At 59.8% G+C, this 25,172-nt stretch carries 24 protein-coding genes and 1 pseudogene; 11 read left to right on the forward strand and 14 right to left on the reverse strand.

Annotation, left to right across the window (positions count from 1 at the left end; genetic code table 11):
• Positions 1-110: 110 nt before the first annotated feature.
• Together ACOYW1_RS24300 and ACOYW1_RS24305 are read right to left on the reverse strand one after the other, a co-directional pair.
• Entirely contained in the window at positions 111-1,118 is a 1,008-nt protein-coding gene (locus ACOYW1_RS24300) for a YhdH/YhfP family quinone oxidoreductase (protein ID WP_482420092.1), read from the reverse strand.
• A gap of 366 nt (positions 1,119-1,484) precedes the next feature.
• Positions 1,485-1,781, reverse strand: a complete 297-nt coding sequence (locus ACOYW1_RS24305) for a hypothetical protein (protein WP_482423883.1) — start codon at positions 1,779-1,781, stop codon at positions 1,485-1,487.
• Between ACOYW1_RS24305 and ACOYW1_RS24310 the strand changes: the two genes are divergently transcribed.
• The 4 genes and pseudogenes from ACOYW1_RS24310 to ACOYW1_RS24325 all read left to right on the forward strand — a co-directional run bounded on the left by ACOYW1_RS24310 (position 1,705) and on the right by ACOYW1_RS24325 (position 5,091).
• Entirely contained in the window at positions 1,705-2,160 is a 456-nt protein-coding gene (locus ACOYW1_RS24310; protein WP_482423811.1) for an MBL fold metallo-hydrolase, read from the forward strand. The two genes, ACOYW1_RS24305 and ACOYW1_RS24310, sit on opposite strands and share 77 nt — an antisense overlap.
• 406 nt (positions 2,161-2,566) lie before the next feature.
• Positions 2,567-3,172: a hypothetical protein gene (locus tag ACOYW1_RS24315; RefSeq protein WP_482420093.1), complete on the forward strand. Its 606-nt coding sequence runs from the start codon at positions 2,567-2,569 to the stop codon at positions 3,170-3,172.
• An 805-nt stretch (positions 3,173-3,977) separates the two neighbouring features.
• Positions 3,978-4,145, forward strand: a pseudogene (locus ACOYW1_RS24320) (HAMP domain-containing protein); the annotation flags it as partial.
• Positions 4,146-4,404: 259 nt separating this feature from the next.
• Positions 4,405-5,091, forward strand: coding sequence for a methyl-accepting chemotaxis protein (locus ACOYW1_RS24325; protein ID WP_482420094.1), 687 nt, complete (start codon positions 4,405-4,407; stop codon positions 5,089-5,091).
• Positions 5,092-5,411: 320 nt separating this feature from the next.
• Here the strand turns inward: ACOYW1_RS24325 and ACOYW1_RS24330 are convergent, their stop codons facing one another.
• The 9 genes from ACOYW1_RS24330 to ACOYW1_RS24370 form a co-directional block, all read right to left on the reverse strand.
• Positions 5,412-6,269 (reverse strand): YitT family protein, encoded by an 858-nt coding sequence (locus tag ACOYW1_RS24330; protein WP_482418161.1) that lies wholly within the window; start codon positions 6,267-6,269, stop codon positions 5,412-5,414.
• A gap of 615 nt (positions 6,270-6,884) precedes the next feature.
• Complete coding sequence (gene pntB / locus ACOYW1_RS24335) at positions 6,885-8,273, reverse strand: Re/Si-specific NAD(P)(+) transhydrogenase subunit beta (RefSeq protein WP_482420095.1); 1,389 nt, start codon at positions 8,271-8,273, stop codon at positions 6,885-6,887.
• Positions 8,266-9,840, reverse strand: a complete 1,575-nt coding sequence (locus ACOYW1_RS24340; protein WP_482420096.1) for a Re/Si-specific NAD(P)(+) transhydrogenase subunit alpha — start codon at positions 9,838-9,840, stop codon at positions 8,266-8,268. The genes pntB and ACOYW1_RS24340 overlap by 8 nt, the downstream gene beginning before the upstream one ends.
• Before the next feature lie 329 nt (positions 9,841-10,169).
• Positions 10,170-10,406 (reverse strand): hypothetical protein, encoded by a 237-nt coding sequence (locus tag ACOYW1_RS24345; RefSeq protein ID WP_482420097.1) that lies wholly within the window; start codon positions 10,404-10,406, stop codon positions 10,170-10,172.
• Positions 10,345-11,199, reverse strand: coding sequence for an ABC transporter ATP-binding protein (locus ACOYW1_RS24350; RefSeq protein ID WP_482420098.1), 855 nt, complete (start codon positions 11,197-11,199; stop codon positions 10,345-10,347). Before ACOYW1_RS24350 ends, ACOYW1_RS24345 begins: the two co-directional genes overlap by 62 nt.
• A complete protein-coding gene (locus tag ACOYW1_RS24355; protein WP_482420099.1) occupies positions 11,196-12,845 on the reverse strand; it encodes an ABC transporter permease in 1,650 nt (549 codons plus the stop codon). The genes ACOYW1_RS24350 and ACOYW1_RS24355 overlap by 4 nt, the downstream gene beginning before the upstream one ends.
• Before the next feature lie 478 nt (positions 12,846-13,323).
• Positions 13,324-14,325: a Fe(3+) ABC transporter substrate-binding protein gene (locus ACOYW1_RS24360; RefSeq protein WP_482420100.1), complete on the reverse strand. Its 1,002-nt coding sequence runs from the start codon at positions 14,323-14,325 to the stop codon at positions 13,324-13,326.
• 337 nt (positions 14,326-14,662) lie between these two features.
• Positions 14,663-15,655: an adenosine deaminase gene (locus ACOYW1_RS24365; RefSeq protein WP_482420101.1), complete on the reverse strand. Its 993-nt coding sequence runs from the start codon at positions 15,653-15,655 to the stop codon at positions 14,663-14,665.
• A gap of 44 nt (positions 15,656-15,699) precedes the next feature.
• Positions 15,700-16,065 carry a hypothetical protein gene (locus ACOYW1_RS24370; protein ID WP_482420102.1) on the reverse strand — a complete coding sequence of 122 codons (366 nt, stop codon included), beginning with the start codon at positions 16,063-16,065 and terminating at the stop codon, positions 15,700-15,702.
• 233 nt (positions 16,066-16,298) lie between these two features.
• On the opposite strand from ACOYW1_RS24370, the gene ACOYW1_RS24375 reads away from it, so the two are divergent.
• From ACOYW1_RS24375 to ACOYW1_RS24395, 5 genes are all read left to right on the forward strand, one after another.
• A complete protein-coding gene (locus ACOYW1_RS24375) occupies positions 16,299-16,958 on the forward strand; it encodes a CsgG/HfaB family protein (RefSeq protein ID WP_482420103.1) in 660 nt (219 codons plus the stop codon).
• Positions 16,959-17,171: 213 nt separating this feature from the next.
• The gene (locus ACOYW1_RS24380) at positions 17,172-17,432 is read left to right on the forward strand and encodes a hypothetical protein (protein WP_482420104.1); all 261 of its coding nucleotides are present in this window, start codon (positions 17,172-17,174) and stop codon (positions 17,430-17,432) included.
• On the forward strand, positions 17,366-17,668 hold the full coding sequence (locus ACOYW1_RS24385) for a TIGR03546 family protein (RefSeq protein ID WP_482420105.1): 303 nt from the start codon (positions 17,366-17,368) through the stop codon (positions 17,666-17,668). The genes ACOYW1_RS24380 and ACOYW1_RS24385 overlap by 67 nt, the downstream gene beginning before the upstream one ends.
• A gap of 238 nt (positions 17,669-17,906) precedes the next feature.
• The gene (locus ACOYW1_RS24390; RefSeq protein ID WP_482420106.1) at positions 17,907-18,827 is read left to right on the forward strand and encodes a TIGR03545 family protein; all 921 of its coding nucleotides are present in this window, start codon (positions 17,907-17,909) and stop codon (positions 18,825-18,827) included.
• Complete coding sequence (locus tag ACOYW1_RS24395) at positions 18,779-19,399, forward strand: hypothetical protein (RefSeq protein WP_482420107.1); 621 nt, start codon at positions 18,779-18,781, stop codon at positions 19,397-19,399. Before ACOYW1_RS24390 ends, ACOYW1_RS24395 begins: the two co-directional genes overlap by 49 nt.
• Before the next feature lie 241 nt (positions 19,400-19,640).
• Here the strand turns inward: ACOYW1_RS24395 and ACOYW1_RS24400 are convergent, their stop codons facing one another.
• A complete protein-coding gene (locus ACOYW1_RS24400; protein ID WP_482418171.1) occupies positions 19,641-20,369 on the reverse strand; it encodes a sulfite exporter TauE/SafE family protein in 729 nt (242 codons plus the stop codon).
• Between the two features lie 390 nt (positions 20,370-20,759).
• Between ACOYW1_RS24400 and ACOYW1_RS24405 the strand changes: the two genes are divergently transcribed.
• Both ACOYW1_RS24405 and ACOYW1_RS24410 read left to right on the forward strand, forming a co-directional pair.
• Positions 20,760-21,881 (forward strand): DUF362 domain-containing protein, encoded by a 1,122-nt coding sequence (locus ACOYW1_RS24405; protein WP_482420108.1) that lies wholly within the window; start codon positions 20,760-20,762, stop codon positions 21,879-21,881.
• A gap of 735 nt (positions 21,882-22,616) precedes the next feature.
• Positions 22,617-23,468, forward strand: a complete 852-nt coding sequence (locus tag ACOYW1_RS24410; RefSeq protein WP_482420109.1) for a hypothetical protein — start codon at positions 22,617-22,619, stop codon at positions 23,466-23,468.
• Between the two features lie 114 nt (positions 23,469-23,582).
• Here ACOYW1_RS24410 and ACOYW1_RS24415 read toward each other — a convergent pair whose 3' ends face one another.
• Together ACOYW1_RS24415 and ACOYW1_RS24420 are read right to left on the reverse strand one after the other, a co-directional pair.
• Positions 23,583-24,137, reverse strand: a complete 555-nt coding sequence (locus ACOYW1_RS24415) for a gamma carbonic anhydrase family protein (protein WP_482420110.1) — start codon at positions 24,135-24,137, stop codon at positions 23,583-23,585.
• Between the two features lie 184 nt (positions 24,138-24,321).
• The gene (locus tag ACOYW1_RS24420) at positions 24,322-25,149 is read right to left on the reverse strand and encodes a class I SAM-dependent methyltransferase (RefSeq protein WP_482420111.1); all 828 of its coding nucleotides are present in this window, start codon (positions 25,147-25,149) and stop codon (positions 24,322-24,324) included.
• Positions 25,150-25,172: the final 23 nt, after the last annotated feature.

Below are 25,172 nucleotides of genomic sequence, written 5' to 3' on the forward strand. Positions count from 1 at the left end.
ACGGAATGATTACTTGAGACCTGTTTATCAAACTTTTTAAACGTTTGGCCCCCGGCAGGGCCGCCGGAGGCTTTTTTGATCTGAATGGTTACACCGGGGAAAGAATCACATCAGGGCATGTGCACGATGCTGCGCCCGGTGCGGTCTCCCCTGAGCATGCGCTCGATCTGGTCATCGAGTTCCTCCAACCCGTTGAAACTCTCCACCATGGCATCGAGGTTTTCAGGCTTCCAGGCATCGGCCAGCCGGGCCCAGACCGCCTGGCGTTCCTCCATGGGGCAGGTTGCCGAGTCAATACCGCACAAAGAGACCCCGCGCAGGATAAAGGGATAGATGGAGGAGGTGAGTTCATCGGAACGGACGTTCCCGCAGCAGGTCACCACCCCCCGATGCATGGTGTTCTTGATGGCCGTGGCAAGGACATCCCCGCCCACGGCGTCCACCACGCCGGCCCAGAGTTTTCCTCCCAAGGCCTTGCCGCTGGTGTCCACAGCCTCGGCAAGGGAGAGCACCCGGTCCACGCCGATGGAGGAGAGATAGGCCCCTTTGTCCTCCCTCCCGCTGACACCCGCCACCACAAAGCCGAGTTTCTTGAGGATCCCCACGGCCAGGCTCCCCACGCCCCCGGAGGCCCCGGTAACGAGAACCGTGCCCATCTCAGGGGTCACCCCATGGTCGAGGAGGCGCTTGACGGAAAGCCCCGCTGTAAACCCGGCGGTGCCCAGCATCATGGACTCTTTTCGGGTCAACCCCGCAGGAAGTTTCACCACCCAGGATTCAGGCACGCGGATGTATTCGGAAAACCCTCCGGCCGTGTTCATGCCCAGGTCGTACCCGGTCACGATCACCTTGTCCCCTTTGTGGAACCCCTCGGTGGTGCATTCGGCGACAATCCCTGCGGCATCGATGCCCGGCGTATGGGGATGACACGGTAGCCCCATCCCCATGGCCGACAGGCAATCCTTCCAGTTGAGGGACGAAAACCCCACCCGGATCAGCACGTCCCCGGGGGGCAAGTCTCCAACGGACAGGGTCTCGATGCGTCGTACAAAGGTCCCCTCCTCCTCGGAGACGACCATCGCATGATAGGTCACGTTCTCCCAACTCGCATGTTCCATGGCTCACCTCCGTTTTGTATCCTTATTCAGCGAGATGACACACATATTGTACGACGGAAACCCAAAAATGTCATTGTGGAATCCACCCCGCGTGAGGAACCCTGCCCTGTGAAAATGCAACCCGCGACCTTGGCTAATATTGCTCCCCCACAAGGCACAAAGCCCATTTCCTCTTTTCATCGCGCTCCCTTTCAGGCAACACCACCCCACTCAAAAAAACGATTTCACGCCTTCACGAAACCGCCCAGGTAACCTTTCAAGTTAACACCATATCTTCCCAACACCCCATTTGCACAAAGGCACGTTTTCCCCATGGGGGATCAATACCTCATATTTTCCTCTAAAGAAATTTTAGGTTCATCCGAACTAATTTCTATTCGACTCACACTTAGAATCAACCATGAACCCGGCCCTAACAACAGCACATAGAGCCCTGAAGCCAGTGACCTTCCCGGTAAACATGTGCAACACAGAGTCAAGGAGCAAAGACATGCGGAATAACCTCAGAAACACGATCATCGTTTCTATCCTGACAGTACTCACCCTCCTGCTAACCTCGGTTACCGGAACCTTTGCCGCCCAGCCGTTGAAGCTCTCCGTCCTCTGCGACGACAAGGCGGCCGCCGACGGCTTTGCCACGGAACACGGCGTCTCCATCTCCATTGAGCTGCCCAACGGCCACCACTGGCTGCTGGACACCGGCACCACCAACATCTACCTTGAAAACGCCGAGCGCATGGGCATCAGCCTGGACGACCTCTCCGGCATCGCCATCAGCCACGGCCACGACGACCACACCGGCGGCCTCACCTTCTACCCCCGACTCGGAAAAAGCCCCGGTCTACGGGCACCCCTACATCTGGCACAAGCAGTACGGGGTCAAAAAAGGCGCACCGGTCCGCATCTGCGGGATGCCCTACCTGGCACGCAAATACACCCAGGCCACCTTCAAGCCGGTCAACAACGTCACCGAGCTGGACGAGGGCCTGTTTCCGCCGGACGTCCCCAGGGAGGCGGGCAGCTACCAGCCCATCCAGGGTAAATTCTTCAACGAAGACGGCACCGGCCCCTGCCCCATCATCGACGACGCCACCCTGGCCATCAAGACCCCCAAGGGCATCGTTGCCGTCTTCGGATGCGGCCATGCCGGCTACATCAACATCCTCAAGGCCATCAAGAAAAAATTCCCCAATGAGAAGATCCTCTCGGTGGTGGGCGGACTCCACCTGAAAAAGGCATCCCCTGACGTGCTGGAAAAAGCCGTGGCTTACACCGACGCCGTAAAAGCCAAAGGGTTTACTTTTTACGGAGGTCACTGCACCGGAGAAAACGCCATCGCCCATTTTCGCAAGGTCTATGGAGACAACGTGGTCAAGCCCCTGGGCGCCGGCCGCGTGATCACCTATTGATAAAATGGAATAAAACCGATTAACGGAGAAGGACCCCCCATGAAAAAATGCATTGCAACCCTTGTCATCGCCCTGTTCCTGGGCCTTCCCGGCCTCTGCACCGCCAACCCCGCCGTTGAAGCGCTGCTGGCCAAAGTCGCCAAGGACATCGACGCCGCCCCCAAAGGCTCGGATGCCTTGAAAGCCTTTACCAAAACCACCCTGATCCCCTTGTGCGTCACCAAAGAGCTCGTGGATGCGGCCAAGGCAAGCAACGCCAAGGGCGCCACCCTTGCCGAAATCCAGAAGATCGACGAAGAGTGGCAGGAAGCCGAAGAGGAGCTCCCCATCATGGAAGAGCTTCTGTCAAACGACTGCGGCAAGGCCCTCCAGGCCCTGGCCAACCGGACCCCGGCCATGGCCAAGGGGTTTGCCTTCGACAACCAGGGGGCCACCGTGGGCTCCCACAGAACCCCCAACGACTACTGGCAGGGGGATGAAGGCAAGTACAAGCGCACCGTCAAGGAGCAGAGCATCGAGGTCGGCCCCGTGAAATTCGACAAGGCCGAGAACACGCAGCTCCAGCACGTGGCTCTTCCCCTCATCGACGAAGACGGCACCGTGGTGGGCGGGGTCCTCGTGGGTGTATTTCTCGACAAACTTTAATGCCCAAGGGCCGCCCGGATTGCTTCACAGCACCGGGCGGCCCGCAACCGATTGCACCGGGAGATTTTCCAGGAGAAAAATAACGTGAGCTTAAATCGAAAGTGCATCCTCATCATCGGCGTCCCCGTGTTTTCCCTGTTTCTGCTGATAGGCCTCGGCAGATGGGCCCTGGGGATCTTGTCGGATGACCTCAACGACATCGTAACCAACCAGTTTTCAGGGCTCATCGAGCAGCAGATCCTGCCCTTGATCACCGACGACATGCTGCCCCTTATCAACAGGGACATCCCGCAACTCCAGGAACTCCAGGCAAGCATCAAGGCCATGATGAAAGCGGACCGGGACATCACCCAGGCCGCCATCGCGGAAAAGATGTCCCTGGTGGCCAGCGAACCGTCGGAAATCAAGGCGGCCGAGGAGGCCAGCCGTCTCAGCATGGAAGAGACCGAAGCGAGCATGCAGAAAGCCTCGGCCAAATTCGACACCGAGGAGACCCAGGCCCTTTATTCCCGGTTTACTGAGCGCTTTGAGCACTGGCAGAAAAAAAGCCAGCGGGTATTCGTCCTGGCCAACACCCCGGGGAAACTCCGTTTCGCAAGGAAAGCCAGCGACACCGGCTCCGCCTTCAAGGCCTTCACCGAGGTCCGGGGCATCATCGCTGAGCTCCAGGCCATCCAGGAGAGCCGGATCCAGCAGGCCATCGCCGCATCCACGGAACTCATCCACCACCACAGGCACCGCACCGAGGAACCACCGGCGCCAGGTGTTTGCCTCCGGGGCTGCCACCCGGAAAAATGCCTCCCGCATGACCCGCCTCTTTTTCGCCATCGGCCTGCTCTCCGCGGCCGTGGCCCTGGCCGTTGCCTGGTATGTGGCCCGCCTCATCACCCGCCCTGTAAACCGAGTGGTGGACGGCCTCAGAGACATCGCCGAAGGGGACGGGGACCTGACCACCCGCCTTGAGGTCACCAGCCGCGACGAGGTGGGGGAACTCTCCCGGTGGTTCAACACCTTCATCGGCCAGCTCCAGGAGATGATCCGCCAGATCAACGAAAACGCAGGTTCGTTGCTGTCCGCCTCCAGCGGGCTCTCCGACCTGTCCCATGATATGTCCACGGACACCGAGGCCATGTCCGGTAAATCCACCACCGTTGCCGACGCCGCCGACGAGATGAGCAGCCACTTCACCGCCATTGCCGCCACCATGGTAGTACTCGCCGCGCAACATCGCCATGATCGCCGCGGCCACCGAAGAGATGACAGGCTCCCTGGGAGAGATCGCCCGCAACTCCGAAGAGGCCAGCCAGGCAACCGGCCTGGCCGTGGGACAGGCCAACAGCGCCTCCACCCAGGTGGAAGAACTGGGCACCTCCGCCCAGGAGATCGGCAAGGTGGTGGAAACCATCACCGACATCTCCGAGCAGACCAAGCTCCTGGCCCTCAACGCCACCATCGAGGCGGCCCGGGCCGGGGACGCGGGCAAGGGGTTTGCCGTGGTGGCCTCGGAGATCAAGGAACTTGCCGAGCTCACGGCACGGGCCACCCAGGAGATCCGGGAAAAGATCGAAACCAACCAGCGGTCGGCGGCAGGCACGGTGCGGGACATCAACGAGATCAACAAGTCCATCCACAACGTCAACGAAATGGTGGGGGCCATTGCCGCGGCCGTGGAAGAGCAGTCCGCCACCACCCGGGAGATCGCCGAAAACGTCAACCAGGCGGCCCAGGGGGTCGACGACGTCAACTCCAACATCGCCCAGAACGCCACCGTTGCCGGGGAAATCGCCACGGACATTTCCGAGGTCAACCAGCTCATCGGCGATGTGGCCACCCGCAGCGCCCGCGTCAACACCGGCACCGTGGACCAGGCCCGATCCGCCGAGGAGCTCAAATCCCTGGTGGGAAAATTCAAAGTGTGACGTAACTATTCAGATCAAAAAAGCCTCCGGCGGCCCTGCCGGGGGCCAAACTTTTAAAAAGTTTGATAAACAGGTCTCAAGTAATCATTTATAGGCTCCGCCGAAACAATTCCGACATTTTCGCACCCGTGCTTCGTTTTTTGCGGAGCTTTTTTTCAAAAAAAATGACCCGCCGGAGGCAACTGAATAGTTACAGTGTAACAAACCAAAAAGGGCGGCGGGCCAAGGGCCCGCCGCCCATATACAAAACCCTCAAGGGCCGTCGCCATTTTGCTGGCGGTGGCCCTTTCAGGTATCCCTGCTTGTGCCTCTCCCTGCCTTTAGTAGACCTTCCTTTTGGAAAAATTGGCACCGATGACGCTGAAGGTGTTCTCCACGATAAAGAGAGCCTCTTCGTCCTTGGTGAAAACGATCTCCTCCAGACGCTTGAGCTGGATGTTGTTGATCACCGTCATGAGGATCTTCTTGTCGCGACCGGTGTAGGCGCCCTGGCCGTTTAAAAAGGTGGTGCTGATCTTGAGTTTGTCGATGATCTCCTTAGAGATGCACTCCGGCTTCTCGGTTACCACCAGGACCATCTTCCTCTGGTTGAACATGGACAGGGCATAGTCCATGCTCACGGAGGTGACGAACACCGAAATGATGGAGGCGATGACCAGGTCGGTGTTCATGGTGGCAAAGCTGAAGCTGTAGAGCACCACGTTGAAGATGATGTAAAACTTGCCGAGGCCCACGTTGAACTTCTGATAGAGAGTCACCGCGATGATATCCAGGCCGCCGTTGGACCCCAGGGACCGCAGCACGATGCCGGACCCGATCCCCACAAACACCCCGCAGGTCACCGCTGCATAAAGCTGGTTCACGATGCCCAGGTCCACCTGGATGAAGTTGTAGGTGACCGAGGAGACCACCATGGCCAGAAAGCTGTAGGCCAGAAACCGCCCGCTGATGCACATCCTGCCCACAATGAACATGGGGATGTTCAACAGGGCGAAGATGATCCCCGGGTTCATCCAGTCGGACAGGTAGTAAAGATAGAAGGCGAGGCCAAAAAGGCCGCCGGGCACGAAGCTGTGGGGGTCGGCGATGCCTTTGAGCCCGATCACGTAGATCAGGGTTCCGAAAACAATGAGAAAACAGTTCCAGAAAACGGAGTAGGTGAAATCTTTCTTGAGCATGGCTGAACCTCCAGACGCACCGGATCCTGCAGGCCATGCAACGGAAGGCGCGAAACATATCGCGTCAACGCTGCCGGATCCCTAAAAATGGTGAGTCAATTTTCAAAAATCAGATCAACTTATCAAATGGATAATCGGGCGGTTCGAGCTGTGGGACCCACCCTGTCGGATAACGGCGTAACATGCACGGAATAGGCGCTCCGTACGGGCAAAAGGATATCAAGGAAAACACCGTAATCCAAAGGGATATGGACCACGGCACCCACACAACGTGTGGCGCTTTATGGCAGAGCGAAAAAGGCGTGTCAAGAAAATTTACCCCCTCTGTTTCACTTTTTTTTATTCCGAAATACCGGATTCGATTTTTACTGTATTTTTAACCATCTGGACGAGAAGACATTCGCCTTATTTCTTGTTTTGTTCAGGAGAAACAGTCAAAAATGCCAGCCCCCCCCAAAAACGGGTGGAGATTGTGTCACGTTAAAAAGCGGGGACCAGGGCTCCGGCCAGCGAAGCGGCCACATAAAAAAAGGGACCGGCCTGATTCGACCGATCCCCTTTTCTAAGCAACGGAATGTCCGGGTGCCCCTTTTAAGGAGGCACCTTGTTTTGCTGCTACACCGCTGCCAGCAGGCCGGTGATGCTCTCCTTGGCGTCACCGAAGAGCATGCGGGTGTTCTCCTTGAAGAAGAGAGGGTTTTCCACCCCGGCATAGCCTGTTGCCATGCTGCGCTTCAGCACAACCACGGTGCCGGCGTTCCACACCTCAAGGACGGGCATGCCTGCGATGGGGCTGTTGGGGTCCTCCAGGGCCGAGGGGTTGACGATGTCGTTGGCCCCGATGACCAGCACCGCATCGGTGTCGCCTAAGTCATCGTTGATCTCGTCCATCTCCAGGACGATGTCGTAGGGCACGCGGGCTTCGGCCAGAAGCACGTTCATGTGCCCGGGCATGCGCCCTGCCACCGGGTGAATGGCAAAGCGGACGTTCACCCCGTCCTTTTTCAGGCGCTCGGTGAGTTCAAAGACCGGGTGCTGGGCCTGGGCAACAGCCATGCCGTAGCCGGGGACAATCACCACGTTCTTCGCGTCTTTCAGAAGCTCGGCGGTCTCCTCCAGGCTGGTGGCAACGGCCTCGCCCTGCTGGCCCCCGTCCACCACGGTGCCCCCGGAGGTTCCGAAGCCCCCTAAGATCACGTTGGCCAGGCTCCGGTTCATGGCCTTGCACATGATGTAAGAGAGGATGGCCCCGCTGGAGCCCACCAGGGCCCCTGCAATGATGAGCAGGTCATTGCCCAGCATGAACCCTGTGGCAGCGGCTGCCCAGCCCGAGTAGGAGTTAAGCATGGAGATGACCACGGGCATGTCTGCCCCGCCGATGGCCATCACCATGTGCCAGCCCAGGCCAAAGGCGATGAAGGTCATGATAAAGAGCCCGAACAGGGGGTACCCCGTGCCTTCGGCCCCCACGAAGAGGACGCCGATACCCAACGTCACGAGGAGCCCGGCCAGGTTGATGAGGTGCCGGAAGGGCAGAAGCAGCGGACGGCTGCCGATGGTGCCCCGGAGCTTGCCGAAGGCCACCACCGAGCCCGTAAAGGTCACGGCCCCGATAAAGACCCCGAGGAACACCTCCACCTCGTGGATGGTCTTTTCAATGCCCGTGTAATGCATCTCGGGATCCAGGTACCCGGCAATACCCACCAGCACGGCGGCCATGCCCACAAAGCTGTGGAGAATGGCCACCAGCTCGGGCATCTGGGTCATCTGCACTTTGCGGGAGACCATGACGCCGATGCCGCCGCCGATGCCCATGGTCACGATGATAAGGGCATAGCCCGTCACCTCATGGCCGAGGATGGTGGCCAGAAGGGCGATGGCCATGCCGAGGATGCCGTAGAGGTTGCCCCGCCGGGCCGTCTCCTGGTTGCTCAGGCCCCCCAGGGAGAGAATAAAGAGAACGCCTGCCGCAATGTAGGCTGTGGTGATGAGGCCGCTACTCATTGTCGCCTCCTTTCCTGAACATCTTCAGCATGCGCTGGGTCACGAAAAAACCTCCGAACACGTTGATGGTGGCGATAAGAACGGCAATGGCCGCCAGCCAGGTCTTCAGGCTGAAAAAAGGCCCGGAGATCTGCAGGAGCGCCCCGATGACGATGATGCCGCTGATGGCGTTGGTGACGCTCATGAGGGGCGTATGAAGGGAAGGGGTGACGTTCCAGATCACCATGTACCCCACAAAGCAGGCCAGGACGAACACCGTCATGTGCTGGAGGAAGGCCTGGGGCACCACCGTGCCCATCTCATAAAGAAAAAACCCGCCTGCGACCAGCAGGACAAAGGGCATCACCTGGGGCCACCAGCGACGCCAGGCCTTCTTCAGGATGTTCGGCTCCTGGGCCGGTGCCTCCGGCTCAGGCGTGGGGGCCTGAGGAGCAGGATCGGGTACCTTGGGTGCAGGGGGCGGCCAGGTTACCGACCCGTCTTTGGTGATCATCATGCCGCGCACCACCTCGTCCTCCATGTCGAAGGCTGCCTCCCCGCCTTTGTCCGGGGTGAGGTTGTCCAGAAGGTGGGTGAGGTTGGTGGCGTAGAGGCGGCTGGCCTGGTTGGCCAGGCGGCTCACCATGTCCGTATAGCCGATGAGGGTGACCCCTTCCTTCACCACGGCCGCACCGGGTTCGGTGAGCTCACAGTTGCCCCCCTGTTCGGCGGCCAGGTCCACGATGACGCTGCCCGGCTTCATGGAGGCCACCATCTCTTTGGTGATGAGGACCGGGGCTTTTTTCCCGGGGATCATGGCGGTGGTGACGATGATGTCCACCTCCTTTGCCTGCTCGGCAAACAAAGCCATCTCCGCCTCGATAAAGGCCTTGCTCATCTCCTTGGCGTACCCGCCGGTACCGCTGCCCTCCTCGGCCATGTCCAGCAGGAGAAAGGACGCGCCCATGCTCTCCACCTGCTCTTTGACCTCCGGACGGGTGTCAAAGGACCGCACCACGGCCCCAAGGCCCCCTGCGGTGCCGATGGCCGAAAGCCCGGCCACCCCGGCCCCGATGACCAGAACCGTTGCCGGGGGCACCTTGCCTGCGGCCGTGACCTGGCCGGTAAAAAAGCGCCCGAAGGCTCCGGCCGCTTCCACCACGGCCCGATACCCGGCGATGTTGGCCATGGAGCTTAGGGCATCAAGCTTCTGGGCACGGGTGATGCGCGGCACCTGGTCCATGGCAAGGGCGGTGATTCGTCTGGTTTTGAGCAGCTCTACAAGCTCGGGGTTTACGGCGGGCTGGACAAAGGCGACCAGGGCGGCCCCCTCTTTCATCTGCTCTGCCTCGGCAAGGGCCGGGGGCCGCACCTTGAGCACCATGTCCGAGGCGGTCCACACCGCCTCTGCGTCGGTCAGTGCCGCACCGGCGGCCTCATAGGCGCCGTCAACGAATCCGGCGGCCTCTCCGGCACCGGATTCCACGGACACGTCGTACCCCAGGCGGATCAGGGTCTTCACGCTCTCCGGCGTGGCTGCCACCCGTTTCTCGTCGTCGTGGGTCTCTCTGGGAATACCAATGTTCACAGGTTATCTCCTCTTTTCCAGGTATAGATAGGGCGTTGATGCCCTCTGAGGACATCTGAGGGGATTACAGATCCGGGCCAGCCGACGGGACGGCATCGTGGAAGGGGTCTTCCGGTAACTCACAGGATATACCGGCGATGGGATCGACCATGGGGGCCAGGCAGGGAGCAAACCGCTCAGAACGAACCCGCCGCCACATCATGGCCCGGGTTCACGGTCACAATATGACAACGGATCTTCATTTTTCAATGGTCAGACATTGAGAGCCGTTATTATACATAATGAGAAAACATGAGGAAAGAGGAACCCGTTAGTAAAGAGGTGCTTCGTCAGGGAAAAACGGAAACCCCGTTTCTGTCCACACCCAGGCCGTAGGTTTCTCCCTCCAGAAGGGGGCACCGGGGACCGGCCTCAACCTTGACCCGCTCCCCCGAGGGCAATGTGAACAGGCAGCTGCGGCCCGGCCCCCGAAAGCAGCTCTTCTCCAGCCGCGCCAACGCCCCGTCACCGGAAGGAGCAATGCGGATCCCCCGCACAAAGACCCGGACCCGCCTGGCGGATTCCATGCCCGCGCACCCCCCACGGCCAAGGCGCCCAGGCCGCAGTCCAGGGTCCCGTCCGGGGAGAAGGTCCCGGTAGGAGGCTCCCTTCCCCAGAAACCGGGCCACGGCAAGGTCCTTCGGGCGCGTACAGCCCCTCGGGGGTGTCCCACTGGAGAATGGTGCCGCCCATCATCACCCCGATACGATCGGCCATGGCAAAGGCCTCGTGCTGGTTGTGGGTCACCATGAGGGCGGTGATGCCGAAGCGCTTGAGGATCTCCCGCACCTCGGCCGAGAGGCTCTCCCTTAAGGTGACGTCCAGGTTGGAAAAGGGCTCGTCCATGAGCAGGCACCGGGGCTTGGGAGCGATGGCCCGGGCCAGGGCCACCCGCTGCTGCTGGCCGCCGGAAAGTTCGTGGGGGTAGCGGTTCTCCGCCCCGGCAAGGCCGGTGACCTCAAGGAGTTCGCCGATGGTCTCCCGGCGTTCTGCCCTGCCGGTGCCCTGCATGCCGAAGGCGATGTTTTCCCGGACGGTGAGGTGAGGAAACAGGGCATAATCCTGAAACACCATGCCGATCTTCCGCTCTTCGGCGGCAAGGCCTTTGCCCTCGTCCCACAAGGGTCGGCCGCCAAGGTAGACGGCCCCGTCGTCCGGTTCTTCAAACCCGGCGATCATGCGGAGCAAGGTGGTCTTGCCACAGCCGCTGGGCCCCAGAAGGGCCCCAAGCTCGCCTTGGCCAAGGGAAAACCCCACCTTGCGGGCCACACAGGTCTCCCCGAAGTGTTTTGTGACTGCGCGAACATCCAGATACATCATGTTTTCCCCTTTTCCTTTTGCCACACCAGAAGTCCCACGGGAATCAGCCCCGCCACCACCAGCGCCACGGCGGGAATCGCCGCCCTCTCCCACTCCCCTTCGGAGGTGAGCTCAAAAATCTTCACGGCCAGGGTGTCCCAGCCAAAGGGCCGGGTCATCAGGGTCAGGGGCATCTCTTTCATGACATCCACAAACACCAGGATCGCCCCGGTCACCATGCCGCCCCGGATCAGGGGCAGGTGCACCTGCCGCACCAGGGAGATGCCGCTCACCCCCAGGGTCCTGGCCGCCTCGTCCATGGAAGGAGAGACCCTGCCCAGGCTGCCGGACACCGCACTGAACCCCACGGAGAGAAACCGCACCATGTAAGCCACGGGCATCATCCACACCGTCCCTTGAAAAAGAGGGCCGGAGAGCCCCGCGCCAAACATGGCAAAGGCCCCGGCCACCATCTGGTCCATCCCCCCAAGGACCCGCACCATGCCCACGGCAAGGACGGTGCCGGGCAGGGCGTAACCCAACAGGGAGAGCCGGGTAAGGACGGCAGGCAGGCGTCCCCTGGCCCTTCGCCCGGCAAAGGCAATGGACAGGGCCGCCGCCAGGGTGAATAGGGCCCCGGCCCCGGAGAGTATGAGGGAGTTGGCAAACAGCCTTCCGTAACCCAGGTGCAGCTCCTCCTGCCACGCCTCGCCCACCCAGACGAGCAGCTGGGCCATGGGCACCACAAAGGCCACGGCAAAGAGCCCGCCCAGAAACAAGAGGGCCCCGGCCGCCTGCCTCCCGGTCAGGGGCATGCGCCTGGCGCGACGCCCGTCACGGCCACGCACATAACGCATGCGCCGCCTGCTCCAGCTTTCGGCGGTGAGTACCAGGGCCAGCATCACGAGAATGGATGCGAGCTGGGAGGCGGTGTCGATGGAAAAAAAGCCAAACCACGCCTTGTAGATGGCCGTGGTAAAGGTGTCGTAGTTGAACACGGACACCGCCCCGAAATCCGCCAGGGTCTCCATGAGCACCAGGATGAGCCCGGCCAGGATAAAGGGCCGGGCCATGGGAAGCAGCACCCGGAAAAAGAGGCGCCACCGGCCCAGCCCCATGCAGCGCGAGGCCTCCAGCACCCGCTCCCCCTGGGAGGCGAAGCCCCCGGCGGCCAGAAGAAACACATACGGATACAGGGCCAGGGACAACACGAGGATGACCCCGCCCGTGGACCGGATGGGCGGCAGAAACGGCGCCACGGAAGGCAGGTGCTGCCGCAGGAAGGTGGCCACCGGTCCCGAAAAATCGAGAAGGCCGGTGTAGACAAAGGCCATCACATAGGTAGGAACAGCAAGGGGCAACAGCAGGGCCCAGGAGAAAAAGCGCCGCCCCGGAAACTCGCACAGGGCCGTCAGGTACGCTGCCGATACCCCGAAAAACCCGGTCAAGGCCAACACCCCGGCGGAGAGTACCGCGGTGTTGACCAAGAGCCCGGACAACAGGTTCTCCCTGAGGTGCCCCCAGATCTCCCGGGTGTCCGCGCTTACCGAGGCCATCACCAGCACAATGGGCAACAGCACCACCAGGGCCACCACAGCCATGGGCACAAGGGAGGGTTCCGCTTGGCCACGCCATCGGAACGCACCGGCAAACCGTTCAGCTGCCATTTTTGACTCACACCATTCCATAAAACTCCCTGCGCCGCGTTACCCATCACACGACGTCACTGCTCAGCTTGAAAATCAAGCCTCCGGCGGCGAGGTGAGCCACCTCGAAAGCTTATTGCCATTGCGCTCCGCCCTTCGTTCTCAGGGCAAAGCGCAATGGCCTTCGGCTCGGGCTGCGCCCGACATAAACGCTGATGGTTTATGCGGGCTGGCTCACACGCTTCGACGTCACAGGATACGTTGTCACTACTTGCCCATTGCCGATTTAACCGCACTGCCTTCTATGGTTAAAACCGGTTCAAAAAGCGTGCCTCCGGCGGGTCGCTTTTTTGAAAAAAAGCTCCGCAAAAAACGTTTGTAATGCAAAAAGTGGAAATTATTTCGACGGAGCTTGGAAAGGCTTGCTTAAGACCTGTTTGTCAAACTTTTTTAAAAGTTTGGCCCCCGGCAGGGCCGCCGGAGGCTTTTTTTACTCGCCTTATTTGTAACCTGCGCGATCCATGAGTTTGATGGCGTCGGCCTGGAGTTCCCCGGCTTTTTCAAGGCCGAGATCCGAACCCTTGAAGTCACCCCAGGCTGCCACGGCCCCATGGGGCTTCACGGCGGGGTTCACGGGGTACTCCATGTTGGCGTCGGCAAAGAGGTTCTGGGCTTCGGGGCCGGAGAGCCACTCCAGAAAAGCCTTGGCCGCCTCGGGGTGGCTGGCGTGCTTGGTCACACCGGCGCCGGAAACGTTGACATGGACGCCCCCTGCCTTCTGGTTGGGCCAGAAGATGGCCAGGGGAAGGCCGGGGTTCTTTTTCTGGAGGCGGCCAAAATAGTAGGTGTTGACCACAGCCACGTCCCCCTGCCCTGCCACGATGGCCTCAAGGGCTTTGGTGTCGCTGGAGAAGGGCGGCGCAGCCAGGTTGCTCACCCACCCTTCCACCAGGGCCTGGGTGTCTGCTTCGCCGTGTTCGGCCATGAGCATGGCCACCAGGGACTGGTTGTAGACCTTCTTGGAGGTACGGAGGATCAGGCGACCTTTCCAGGCGGGATCAGCCAGGTTCTCATAGGTGGACAGCTCGGAAGGGGTGACCCGCTCGGTGCTGTAGACGATGGTGCGGGCCCGCTTGGAGAGGCCAAACCACCGGTTCTGAGGATCCCGCAGGTTGGCCGGGACATTGGCCGACAGCACCTCGGATGAGACGGGCTGCAACACCCCCTCGTTGGCTGCATGCCAGAGATTGCCCGCGTCCACGGTCATGAGGATGTCGGCAGGGGTGCGGCTCCCTTCGGACTTGAGACGCTCCAGAAGTACCGGGGCCTTGCCGGTGACGTATCGGACGGTGACGCCGGTCTTCTTTTCATAGGCGTCGAACAGGGGCTTGATCAGGTGCTCCTTGCGGGCCGAGTAGACCACGAGTTCCTGGGAAAAGGCCTGGGACAGGCCGGTAAACGTCACCATGGCGGCGCACAGGGCGCTGAGTATAATCTTCATCGTTGCTCCATATTTTTTTTGTAACCATTCCGTTGCCTCCGGCGGCCAGCTGTTTGAAAAGCATGGCCCCGACAGGATACCCTCCGGGCCGCTGTACGTTCCGCAGCGAGGAACTATTTACCCCGAAGCATTTTTTGAATCAAGCACATTTTTTGGGGCAACAAACTTTCTTTCGACATCAACACACCACAGAGCCCTTGCCCTCCATGGCGTTGACCGCCCTTCAGCACCCCACAAAAAAAAATCCCGCCGGACGCATCATGCATCCGGCGGGATAAACAGCTCCACAGCCGCGGAAAATCTCTCCCGTGGCTTCACTATGTTCGTTGCTTTTTCGTTACCCTTCGCCCAGTGCTCTGGCCATCCAGGTTCTCTTCTCGGCCTCGGGAAGGAAGCTCGCCTCAAAGCTGTTGGCGGCCAGGCGGCGGGCCTGGGCCTCGGTCATGCCCAGCTCCCGTGCCAGCCCTTGGAAGTTGGCGTTCATGTAGCCGCCGAAGTAGGCCGGGTCGTCGGAGTTCACCGTCACACAGGCCCCCTGGTCCAGCATGGCCAGGATGTTGTGGTCGGCGAGGGTCTCAAAGACCTTGAGCTTCACGTTGGAGAAGGGGCAGACCGTCAGGGGCATGCGTTCGCCGATGAGGCGTGCCATCAGGGATGGGTCCTCTAAAGCCCGCACCCCGTGGTCGATGCGTGCCACCTTCAACAGGTTCAGGGCCTGATAGATGTACGCAGGGGGTCCCTCTTCCCCGGCGTGGGCCACGGGGATGAACCCTTCCCTGCGAGCCTTTTCAAAGACCCGTTCAAACATCTCCGGGGGAAATCCCGCCTCCGAGGAGTCGAGGCCCACACCGATGATGCGATCCTTGTGGGGAAGGGCCGCTTCCAGGGTTTCAAAGGCGCTCTCTTCGGGCAGGTGGCGCAGAAACGACATGATCAGGTGACTGGTAATCCCCAGTTTTTTCCGTGCGTCGGCAAGGGCTTTGTCAATGCCCTCAAGCACCGTATCAAAGGCGATGCCCCGCTCCGTGTGGGTCTGGGGATCAAAAAAGATCTCGGTGTGGACCACATTGTCCTCTTTGCAGCGCTCGAGGTAGGCCCAGGTAAGGTCGTAAAAGTCCCGGGCGGTCTGGAGCACACCGGCCCCGGCGTAGTAGATATCGAGAAAACTCTGGAGGTTGGGAAACTGATAGGCCTGTCGAATCGCCTCGGTGTCTTTGTAAGGCAGGGCAATGCCGTTTCGCTCGGCAAGGACGACCATCAGCTCCGGCTCCAGGGTGCCTTCTATGTGGAGGTGCAACTCGGCCTTGGGCAGGTTGCGCAAAAAATGCATGCCTTCATGATCCCGGAAGAATTGGTTTGGGTTGTGGCATAACGTCAGGGAAACCTGGTGGGGTCGTGGGCCGGGTTCGCGCCTTTGCCTCCGGCGGAACGCGCCTGCCCCTGCCGTCTTTTCTGCCATGGTATCCCGCCTGGCCCGAAAAGGAAATGTTGATCCCGGCCACGGCAAGGGAACATCCGTCCCTTTGCCGCCCCGGCATCCCCATTTTTGCCTCCGGCGGCCCTGCCGGGAGCAAAACTTTTGAAACGTTTGACAAACAGGTTTTGTTTTTTAAGAGTGCGTCCTTGCAAGGCATAGCCCCTCTTCTTTATTTTATTACCTGAAAATTTTTGCGGAGCTTTTTTCAAAAAGCGACCCGCCGGAGGCAACTGAATTTTTAAATGCGTTGACCCTGCCGGCATCCCCACGGCCCCTTGCCACCGGCTTTCCTATACGATATAAGACGTCAGGAATACAGCTGAATGAAAGCAGCCCGAAACAAACAACGGCAAACGGTACTCAGACCTCAATTTACCGGCGCCCTTACCCGGACATTTCACGAGAAACAATCTGTAATAATGGTTTATTGGTTTAACCTGATCGTTTTCTCATGAACTATTCGGGCTTACGCCCTCATCGCCCACAGGATACAGCCATGAAACGAATCGCCCTCCTCCTTGCCGCCCTCATGTTTTCCACCGGATGTGCCATGCTCCAGCCGGACCAAACCGTGGTCCTGAGCCCCCGGCTCACAGAGCTCGACCACGACAGCTTTGCCATCCTCCCCTTTGTGGACGAGCGGTCGGGCCGGAAGGACAACTTCGGGTTTGACGTCTCAGACGTGGTGACCGACGCCTTTGAAACCGCCTTCATGAAGTCCGGCTACAAGATCGTCGAACGAAGCAGCGTGGAAAAAGTCCTGGGTGAGATGAAGTTCTCCTACATGGGCCACGTGGACGAGACCCAGCTCAAGGAGATCGGGAAAATGACCAACGCCAACGTTGTCATCCTGGGCATGGTTCGCGATTTCAAAAAGGCGAAATACGAGCGGGAAAAGGGAAAAATGAAGGCGGTCTCCTGCACCACCTTGAGCTATTCGGTCAAAGCCGTTCATATCGAAACCGGGGAGGTCCTCTGGAAAGGGGCCATCACACGCAGCTCGGGCATGAAGGGCGACATGTTTTCCCCCTGTGACTGCAACGGGGTCCGCTTTGCCGACCGCACCTCCAAAAGCCTGGTGAAAAAGATCCTCTCCAGCACCGATGCTGCCCTGAAGACCACGAGCGAAGAGTACGACATGTTTCCGTCCCTGTAACAGCCCCCCGCCGCGGGGGCCGGTGCCGCCCCCGCCAACCGGCTCGGCACCTCATGGTGTTGCGAGCTGTTGCGCCCTGTGCGACGCGCTTTTCGCCTTGACACCGGGCCGTGCCCCTCCTAATCTAATACATTAAAAACACGCGACAATCACAAAAAAAGAGACCGCGACATCCCGTTGATTTCCATCGCACCCCCTGCCCAAGGAGGCCCCATGATCCAGCTGGTTGCCAATCTTTTAAAACTGTTGAACTCCGAGGCAGAACCGGCCCAGATCAGCCTGGCCCTCTGCCTCTCCATGGTGCTGGGCTTCACCCCGCTCTTTTCCCTGCACAACCTTGGCATCCTCTTTGCCGTGTGCATCATCCGGGTGAACCTCTGGCTCTGGAGCTGGGGGTCTTTTCCGGCATGGCCTGGATCCTCGATCCCCTCTTCCACGGCCTGGGCAAGCAGGTCCTCACCCTGCCGGCTCTAAACGGCACCTGGACGGCCCTGTACAACATCTCCCTGTTTCGCCTGGCGCGATTCAACAACACCGTGGTCATGGGCAGCCTCATCACCTCCCTGGCCCTTTTTGTGCCCCTCTTTCTCGTGTTGAACCGGCTCATCCTCGCCTACCGGGACCATCTTCTGGCCTGGGTCGATAAGAGCCGCGTCATGCAGTTCTTCAAGGCATCCAAAATTTACGCCACTTACAAGGCCCTGGCCTGACCCCAAGGAGGTTTCCCATGAAAAAATGGATTCGCATCAAGGGTGTGGCCGCCTTTGCCGTGATCACCGCGGCCCTGGTCCTCTTTTTCGTTCTCTTTGCCGACGCCCTCGTCAAAAAGGCCATCGAAACCACGGGCACCCTCATTGTGGGGGCCCGGGTGGAGCTGGCCGATGCCAGCGGTTTTTCCCTGCGGGGCTTGACCTCAAGGGCCTTGCCGTCACCAACCCCGACGCCCCCATGCGAAACGCGGTGGAAGCGCGGCACATCGTCCTCACGGTTTCCACCGCGCCGCTCTTCTTCCGAAAATGCATTGTCCCCACCATGGCGGCCACGGGCATCCGTTTTGACACCGAACGGAGCTACTCCGGGGCCGTGATCAAAAGAGAAAAGGCCGCCCCTGAAAAAGCCGAGGAGAAGACATCCCCCCTCTCCCTGCCCTCCCTGGATATCAAGGACCCGAAAAAAATCCTGGAACAGGAGACCCTGGCCAGTGTGGAGGAGGCAGAAAAAATCCGGGAGGACATCAAAACGCTGAAAGGCGAATTCAAACAGCGCATCGCCGACCTGCCCGATGAAGAGGACTTCAAAGCCTACGAAAAACGCATCGAGGAACTCACCAGCGGAAAATCCGACTGGACGGCCCTCCTCACCAAGGCCGCAGACATTCAAAAAATTGCCGATGAAGTGGAAGCCGATATCCAGGAAATCAAGTCGGTCAAAAAAGATCTGGAAAACGAAATAGCAAGCCTTGAAAAACGGATAAAAAACCTGCCCACACTGGCCCGTGCAGACTACACCCGCCTCAAAGAGACCTACGGCCCCTCGGCCGTGGGCGCCGGGAACATCACCGGCCTGCTTTTTGGGGATGCGTACAAAGGCAAGGTGGAAACCGCTATCCGATGGTACCAAAAGCTCCAGCCCATTCTGGAAAAGGATCCGTCGGATGAAAAGAGGAAAACACAGGAGGAGGGTGCTGCAAAAGAAGAAAAGCCCAAACGCATCCGGGGAAAAGGCGTGGACATCGCGTTTGCGGAGAGGCGCCCCCTACCGGAATTTCTCATCTCGCGGGGCGCCCTTTCGGTGGATCTGCGGAAACCCTGTCGGGCACCATGTACGTTACCGCCCAGCAGCCCCTGGTGGGCAAGCCCATGGCCCTGACGCTGGCGGGTCGTGATCTCAAAGGGATCGAGGCCGTTGACCTCACCGCCACCATGGATCGCGTCAGCCCGCAAACCGCCGGGGACCGATTCGTTTTCTCCGGCAGCGGCATCGGAATCCGCCCGGTGGGCTCCGCGGACACCATCCGCATGGAAGGGGCCTCGGCCTCGGTCACGGGCCATGCGGACATCACCGGGGGCGAGACCCTGGACGCCGCCGTCTCCGCAAAGATGACCCAGGTGCGCTTTGCCGACCCCACCGACCCCGGTGCCCTCCAGCAGGCCCTGGGCCGGACCCTCAAGGGTGTGACGGAATTCTCGGTTCAGGGCAGCGCCACGGGTCCCCTGGACAGCTACGACCTGGACGTCACGTCAAACCTGGACACCATCATGAAACAGGCCTTCCAAAACGCCACCAAGGAACTCACCGCAGACTTTAATAAGGAGCTCCAGGCCGCCATCAGCGAAAAAACAGGGAATGCCTTCTCCGCCGCAGACACCGACCTGGGCGGCATCACCGCCCTGGATGACGACCTCGCAAAAAAAATCGAAGAGGGCAAAGGGCTTCTCTAACGAAATGGCGCCCCATGCATTAAAGATCAGAGGTAACCTTCTATGGTTGAAGTGGGGCAGGAAGAGCCTGCCTCCGGCGGCCCTGCCGGGGGCCAAACTTTTAAAAAGTTTGATAAACAGGTCTCAAGTAATCATTCATAGGCTTCGCCGAAACAATTCCGACATTTTCTTAGAAACGTTTTTTGCGGAGCTTTTTTGAAAAAAAAGCGACCCGCCGGAGGCATACGCTGAATGGCTGCAATCAGAGAAGGTTTCGCAGGATCAGGGCCAGGCCTCCGAAGCTGACCAGCACCAGAAGGGCCGGGCGCAAAAAGGCGCGATCCAGAAAGCGGGCAAAGGGCCCGGCCAGGAGGCTGCCGGTGAGGATCCCGGGAAGGAGCGAAAAGCCGAGGAGGGCATGGAGCCCGCCGAAGCGCCCCGACAAATAGAGGGCGGTGATGGAGGCAAAACTCCCGCACATGAAGGTGATGCCGAGGTTGGCCCGGATCTGGACACCGACCTCGTTCTGGAGAAGAAGAATCAACGGCGGGCCGGGTACACCGGCCACGGTGGACATCATGCCGGCAACAGCACCGCCGCCCACAAGGGTGTTGCGCCCAACGGTCACGCGAACCCCCACGGCACTCATGGCAACGGCAAAAAGAATGGTGAACCCGATGGCCAGCTCCACCCCCGGCCCTTTCAGGTTTTTCAGCACAAAGTAGGCAGCCACGGACCCCATGACGATGCCGGGCAGGATGGCCCCCAGCCAGTCCGGGCGGAGCCCCCGTCGGTTTCTGGCCACCATGACGCTGTTTTGAAACATGCTGGCCAGAAGAAAGGAGCCCGGCGCAAAAACCGGATCAATGAGGGTAAGCAGGGGCACGCACAGAAGCCCCATACCGAATCCGGTCCCGCTTTGGATAAAGGCCCCGAAGGCCACGGCCACATTGGCGGCCAGGATTTGCCAGAGTTCAGGCTGTTCAAACACGTACCGAGTCTCCTTCATGCGCCCGCCACCGCGCCATGGACACAAAAAAATGCACAGGCACCGACGGAACAGCGTACACGGGCATGAAGCGGTGTCCCAACGCCTTTCGAAGGCCATCGTCATGGTCCCGGACAAAAAGGAAAAAAATTTACCACCCGGTTCTTCTGGCTGTCAACATTTCATAACCTATTTTATATAATAACGGCGATAAACGGAGGCGTGGTGCAAAGGTGCGGCCCCCAAACGAAACCTTTTTTCCCTTGGACGGTGTCTGTGGTACACAACAGCGGCGGGACATGCCCGTGGCATCGGTCTTTTTTGATGCTGCCTTACCGGTATACATGCTCCAAGCCCGTGAGCCAACATTGACCACTCACCCCCGGAGGGCCCATGACCACCCCAGAGTTTGTCGCATCCGCCTATGACCAGGCCCTGCTCACCCGCCAGGTGGGAGACCTCCTGGACCGGCACATGCCCAAGGCCCCGAGTGCCTGCGAAGAGGTCCTCATCAAGCCCAACCTCCTGCTGGCAGCCCCGCCGGACAAGGCCATCCTCACCCACCCATTGGTGGTGCGGGCCACGGCCGCATGGGTACTGGACCGCGGTGCACGGCCCCTCATCGCCGACAGCCCTGCCGTGGGGAGCGTGGCAAAAATCTGGAGAATGGGGGGATTCGAAGAAGCGCTTAAGGGAATGGACGTTGAAGTGCGGGGATTCGAGACGGCGGCGCCGGTGGATATCGGGGCGCCCTTCGGCACCATCGGCCTGGCCCAAGAGGCCCTGGAGACCCCCATGGTCATCAACCTGCCCAAGTTCAAGACCCACGCCATGATGACATTAACCCTGGGGGTCAAAAACCTCTTCGGGTGCGTGGTGGGGTTTGAAAAACCCAGATGGCACGCACGGGCCGGGATCCAGAGAGAACAGTTCGCAAAACTCCTGGTAGGCATCGCCGAAGCGGTTCGGCCCACGGTCACCCTGGTGGACGCTGTCACGGGCCTGGAAGGCCAGGGCCCCGGTAAGAGCGGAACCCCAAGGCCCATGGGCTTTCTCGTGGCCGGGTCACACGTTCACGAGGTGGACGCCACCTGTGCCCACATGGCAGGTCTTGTCCCCGAGACCCTGCCCACCCTGGCCGCGGCCCTGACTTCAGGGCTCTTAACGGACATGCCGCCTCTGCCTGTGCCCGAGGCCGTCTTCAAGGACTTCAAGCTCCCCACCCAGAGCCCGGTGACCTTCGGCCCCTCGTTTCTCAAGCACCTCATCCGGAAACACATGGTCCAACGCCCCGTGGTGAACCCGGCCGCCTGCCAGAAGTGCAACCACTGCCTCACCTACTGCCCGGTAAACGCCATCTCCGAAACTCCCGAGGCCGTGGCCTTCGACCTTGAAACGTGCATCCGGTGCTACTGCTGCGTGGAGGTCTGCCCCCACGCGGCCCTGGAAGCCGTGGACACCCGCCTCGGGACATGGCTCCAGAAGGGCAAACAGCTTGTGGATCGGGTACTTTAAAAAACGGAACTACTTCTGAGCCCAAAACAGCCTTCTACGGTTAAAGTGGGTAAAAAAACAAGCCTCCGGCGGCAAGGTGGGGGCACCTTGAAACCCTATGGCGAATGCATGGAGGTTGCTGTTATACGCATGCTCACAAGGCATTCGCATGATCTATGACATGGGGCAACCGCTTATGCTGAAGAGGCCTATTTCATCCTTCTGGAATCACGATGAAGGGCATTTGCAATTCGCTTGACTTTAACCGGGATAACTCCGGCGGCAAGGTGGGGGCGCTTTGAAACCCTATGGCGAATGCACGGCGGCAGACATCATGCAACCGCTTTCAGCGGCATTCGCGTGGTGTGTGACATGCGGCAGTCGTATTTGCAGGAGAGGCCCATTTCATTTTTCTGGAAACACGATAAAGGGCACTTGGGACGAGCTTGACGTTAACCGAGAGAACTCCGGTGGCCCTGCCGGGGGGGATACGTTTCATCCGCCTTCGCCAAGGGCTGCGGCGGGACAACAACGTTCGCCAGCAGGCCTCGCCAAGGCCTCAGAATGGCCGAACATTCTCGGCAAGCCGACTGCTTTTCACCGTATCGGCCATACATCGCCTTCTGCCGCCCAGACCCGTTGGGTCTGGGCGGCAGAAGGCGATGCTACTGGGACGTTTTTGCGGAGCTTTTTTTAAAAAGCGACCCGCCCGAAGCAAACTGAATTGCTACAGAAAAACAAACCAAAAGGTTCCCCATGAAAAATATCTTCTCAGCCGCCTTAGCCTTGTCCATTGCCCTTTTGGCGGGATCCCTTGCCTGGCTGGCGTACAGCATCCAAGTCGTCGCCCGGGAAGTGCCCGGGGTGTTGACCCGGGTCGACGACATCGTGGCAACCATTCCTTTAATCACCGAAGAGATCCCCCCCATCGTAACAGAGGTGGGAAAGGTCAGGGAGACCGTGCCCCCCATCCTCACGGAAGTGGGCAAAATCCGGGAAACCATTCCGCCGATTCTCTCCGAGGTGGAGCAACTCCGTGAGGCGTTGCCCTCCATCCTGACCCGGGTCGATGCCATCCAGGCCCAGGTCGCAGAGCTGGAAAAGCAGCTTCCCCTCATCAATGAAACCGTGAACACCGTCACCGATCAGATGGATGAGGTCCTGCCACGGGTCGACAAAGCCCTTGAGGAGGCCGAGGCCATTCGCAAGGACATCCCGGGAATCCTCACCCGGGTGGAAGCCATTGTGGCCGAAGCCCAGACCATCGTGGGCAGGGCCTCCCAGGATGCCGTCACCGGTGTCTTCAAAGGGGTCATCACCTCGCCGTACAGGCTCCTCAAAGATGCGGGTAAAAGCATCTCCGGCTCTCTGTTTTCCTCCAAGGGGATCACCCCGGAGGATGAGGAAAAAGTGGTGGAAGCCGCCACCACCCTGCTTCAAAACCTGGACCTTCAATCCGTTGAGTGGTCCAACCGCAAGTCAAAGAACAGCGGCAAGGTCTCGCTCGTACGGGCCTTTAATGAAGACGGAACATCCGTGCTCACCTTCAGTTCGACCTCAAGCCCAGATCCGGTAAAAAGGAGACAAACGTCCGAACAATCTGCTTAGACTCCGACGGACACTGGCAGGTAAAGGACGCGGACAAAAAATAATCTAACGAGTCCGTTGCCTCCGGCGGGTCGCTTTTTTGAGCTGAATAATGACAAATAGTGCAGCCCACGGTTAGCCCACGGAAGCAGACGGGGTTTCACCTTGCCCCACCGGCTCCATCCCTTCATCCAGGTATTTCTGGGCAAGGTCGATGTAGATCTGTTTGCCGAAGTCCCAGAGGGCCTTGTCATCGGCCGACACCTCGCGGATCACCTTTGCCGGGTTTCCCGCGGCAACCACATGGTCCGGGATGCACTGGTTCGCCTTGACGATGCCTCCCTCGGCGACGATGGCGCCCGTACCCACGTCCGAGAGAATGCTCAGCACAGCCCCCATGCCGATGACGGCACCGTCCCCGATGGACTTGCCGTGAATCACAGCGTTGTGGCCCAGGGTCACGCGAATTCCGATGCGATTGACCGCACCGGGGGGAGCGTGAATGATCACGCCCTCTTCCACGGCGGTGCCGTCGCCGATCTCAATCCTGCCGTAATCCCCCCTGACAATGGCCCCGTGACCGATGTAGCAATTGTCGCCGATCACCACGTCACCGATGACGCTGGCCAGCTCGCTGACGTAGGTGTTTTTTCCCACGGAGGGCTGTTTTCCGTCGAATTTGTAGAGCATTGGGACTCCTTACATTATAGAACTCAATGGGTTGCCATCTGCTGACTTCATGCTGCCGCACGCATGGAATCCAGAGAGGTGCAAAGGCGTCGCCCTTTCCACCTGCAGGACCAAAGAAACATAGTTCTCTCATCAGATCAACAAAAAGCATGCCGTGATACATGAACCTGTCCCCGCTGCACACTCACACCGGGCCCTGTTTCTGGCCCACGATCAGGAGCCTGCTCGACACTGCCATGACCCCTGGGTCTTCCGACACGGCCTGAAAAATGTTGGATACCTGATTGAACAGGGTGTCGTCGTCCAGGATAGCCACCTGCTCAGGGGAGGGGGGCACATCGAAAAACGGGGTGATGGCCGCGGTGCGGCAGGCCTCGAAACCCTGGTCGCCAAAGAGCGACACAAGCTCATCCGGGCTGAAGCAATGGTGGGTCTGCCCGGAGTCTGCCACCACACGCCCCGTGTTCAAGGCATTGAACATTTCGGTCATGTTCTTTTTCCGGGCCATGTCCAGGGCCGTGCGATAGCGATTCATGGCATCGCACACCACATGCCCCCCCGGCCTGACGATCCTGAACATTTCCCCCGCGGCTTTTACAGGGTCGCTGCACAGGGACAGGGGCATGCCCAAAGCAAGGACCAGATCGTAGCCGTCGTCCGGCAGGGCGCTCATATCACAGAGGTCCCGAACGTGATACCCGAGCACATGCCCCCCCAGCCCCTGTCGGGTAACATGGGTTTCGGCGTGCTGGATCATCTCGGCTGAGAAATCCAGGAGCTCCATCCGGTACCCCATGGGGGCCAGGTGATAGACCCACCGCCCTGTGCCGCATCCTGCCTCCAGAATGAGACTGCCCTCCTTTGGGGGCAGCACCGGCTCGATATACCGCCAGCAGCTTGTCTCATAGAGGTCTGTCATGCGCCGATTTTTTTGCCTCCGCTCATCCGAGGCAAAAAAATCGGCCTTATCATCCCAGTACTCCCTGGGCGTTTTTGATTTGGTGGCTGTCATGGCTGTCCTCCTTCGTTTTTAAT

The organism is Desulfoluna sp. CYM3A (genome assembly GCF_056829965.1).

What these genes read in the sequence shown, in the direction of transcription:
- ACOYW1_RS24300 (WP_482420092.1), bottom strand. Translation starts at nt 1,118, where the DNA reads ATGGAACATGCGAGTTGGGAGAACGTGACCTATCATGCGATGGTCGTC.
- ACOYW1_RS24305 (WP_482423883.1), bottom strand. Translation starts at nt 1,781, where the DNA reads ATGGAGATGGAGACGCCGTGTTCCGTGGCAAAGCCGTCGGCGGCCGCC.
- ACOYW1_RS24315 (WP_482420093.1), top strand. Translation starts at nt 2,567, where the DNA reads ATGAAAAAATGCATTGCAACCCTTGTCATCGCCCTGTTCCTGGGCCTT.
- ACOYW1_RS24325 (WP_482420094.1), top strand. Translation starts at nt 4,405, where the DNA reads ATGATCGCCGCGGCCACCGAAGAGATGACAGGCTCCCTGGGAGAGATC.
- ACOYW1_RS24330 (WP_482418161.1), bottom strand. Translation starts at nt 6,269, where the DNA reads ATGCTCAAGAAAGATTTCACCTACTCCGTTTTCTGGAACTGTTTTCTC.
- pntB (WP_482420095.1), bottom strand. Translation starts at nt 8,273, where the DNA reads ATGAGTAGCGGCCTCATCACCACAGCCTACATTGCGGCAGGCGTTCTC.
- ACOYW1_RS24345 (WP_482420097.1), bottom strand. Translation starts at nt 10,406, where the DNA reads ATGGAATCCGCCAGGCGGGTCCGGGTCTTTGTGCGGGGGATCCGCATT.
- ACOYW1_RS24350 (WP_482420098.1), bottom strand. Translation starts at nt 11,199, where the DNA reads ATGATGTATCTGGATGTTCGCGCAGTCACAAAACACTTCGGGGAGACC.
- ACOYW1_RS24355 (WP_482420099.1), bottom strand. Translation starts at nt 12,845, where the DNA reads ATGGCAGCTGAACGGTTTGCCGGTGCGTTCCGATGGCGTGGCCAAGCG.
- ACOYW1_RS24360 (WP_482420100.1), bottom strand. Translation starts at nt 14,325, where the DNA reads ATGAAGATTATACTCAGCGCCCTGTGCGCCGCCATGGTGACGTTTACC.
- ACOYW1_RS24365 (WP_482420101.1), bottom strand. Translation starts at nt 15,655, where the DNA reads ATGCATTTTTTGCGCAACCTGCCCAAGGCCGAGTTGCACCTCCACATA.
- ACOYW1_RS24370 (WP_482420102.1), bottom strand. Translation starts at nt 16,065, where the DNA reads ATGCCGGCAGGGTCAACGCATTTAAAAATTCAGTTGCCTCCGGCGGGT.
- ACOYW1_RS24375 (WP_482420103.1), top strand. Translation starts at nt 16,299, where the DNA reads ATGAAACGAATCGCCCTCCTCCTTGCCGCCCTCATGTTTTCCACCGGA.
- ACOYW1_RS24380 (WP_482420104.1), top strand. Translation starts at nt 17,172, where the DNA reads ATGATCCAGCTGGTTGCCAATCTTTTAAAACTGTTGAACTCCGAGGCA.
- ACOYW1_RS24385 (WP_482420105.1), top strand. Translation starts at nt 17,366, where the DNA reads ATGGCCTGGATCCTCGATCCCCTCTTCCACGGCCTGGGCAAGCAGGTC.
- ACOYW1_RS24390 (WP_482420106.1), top strand. Translation starts at nt 17,907, where the DNA reads ATGCGAAACGCGGTGGAAGCGCGGCACATCGTCCTCACGGTTTCCACC.
- ACOYW1_RS24395 (WP_482420107.1), top strand. Translation starts at nt 18,779, where the DNA reads ATGTACGTTACCGCCCAGCAGCCCCTGGTGGGCAAGCCCATGGCCCTG.
- ACOYW1_RS24405 (WP_482420108.1), top strand. Translation starts at nt 20,760, where the DNA reads ATGACCACCCCAGAGTTTGTCGCATCCGCCTATGACCAGGCCCTGCTC.
- ACOYW1_RS24410 (WP_482420109.1), top strand. Translation starts at nt 22,617, where the DNA reads ATGAAAAATATCTTCTCAGCCGCCTTAGCCTTGTCCATTGCCCTTTTG.
- ACOYW1_RS24415 (WP_482420110.1), bottom strand. Translation starts at nt 24,137, where the DNA reads ATGCTCTACAAATTCGACGGAAAACAGCCCTCCGTGGGAAAAAACACC.
- ACOYW1_RS24420 (WP_482420111.1), bottom strand. Translation starts at nt 25,149, where the DNA reads ATGACAGCCACCAAATCAAAAACGCCCAGGGAGTACTGGGATGATAAG.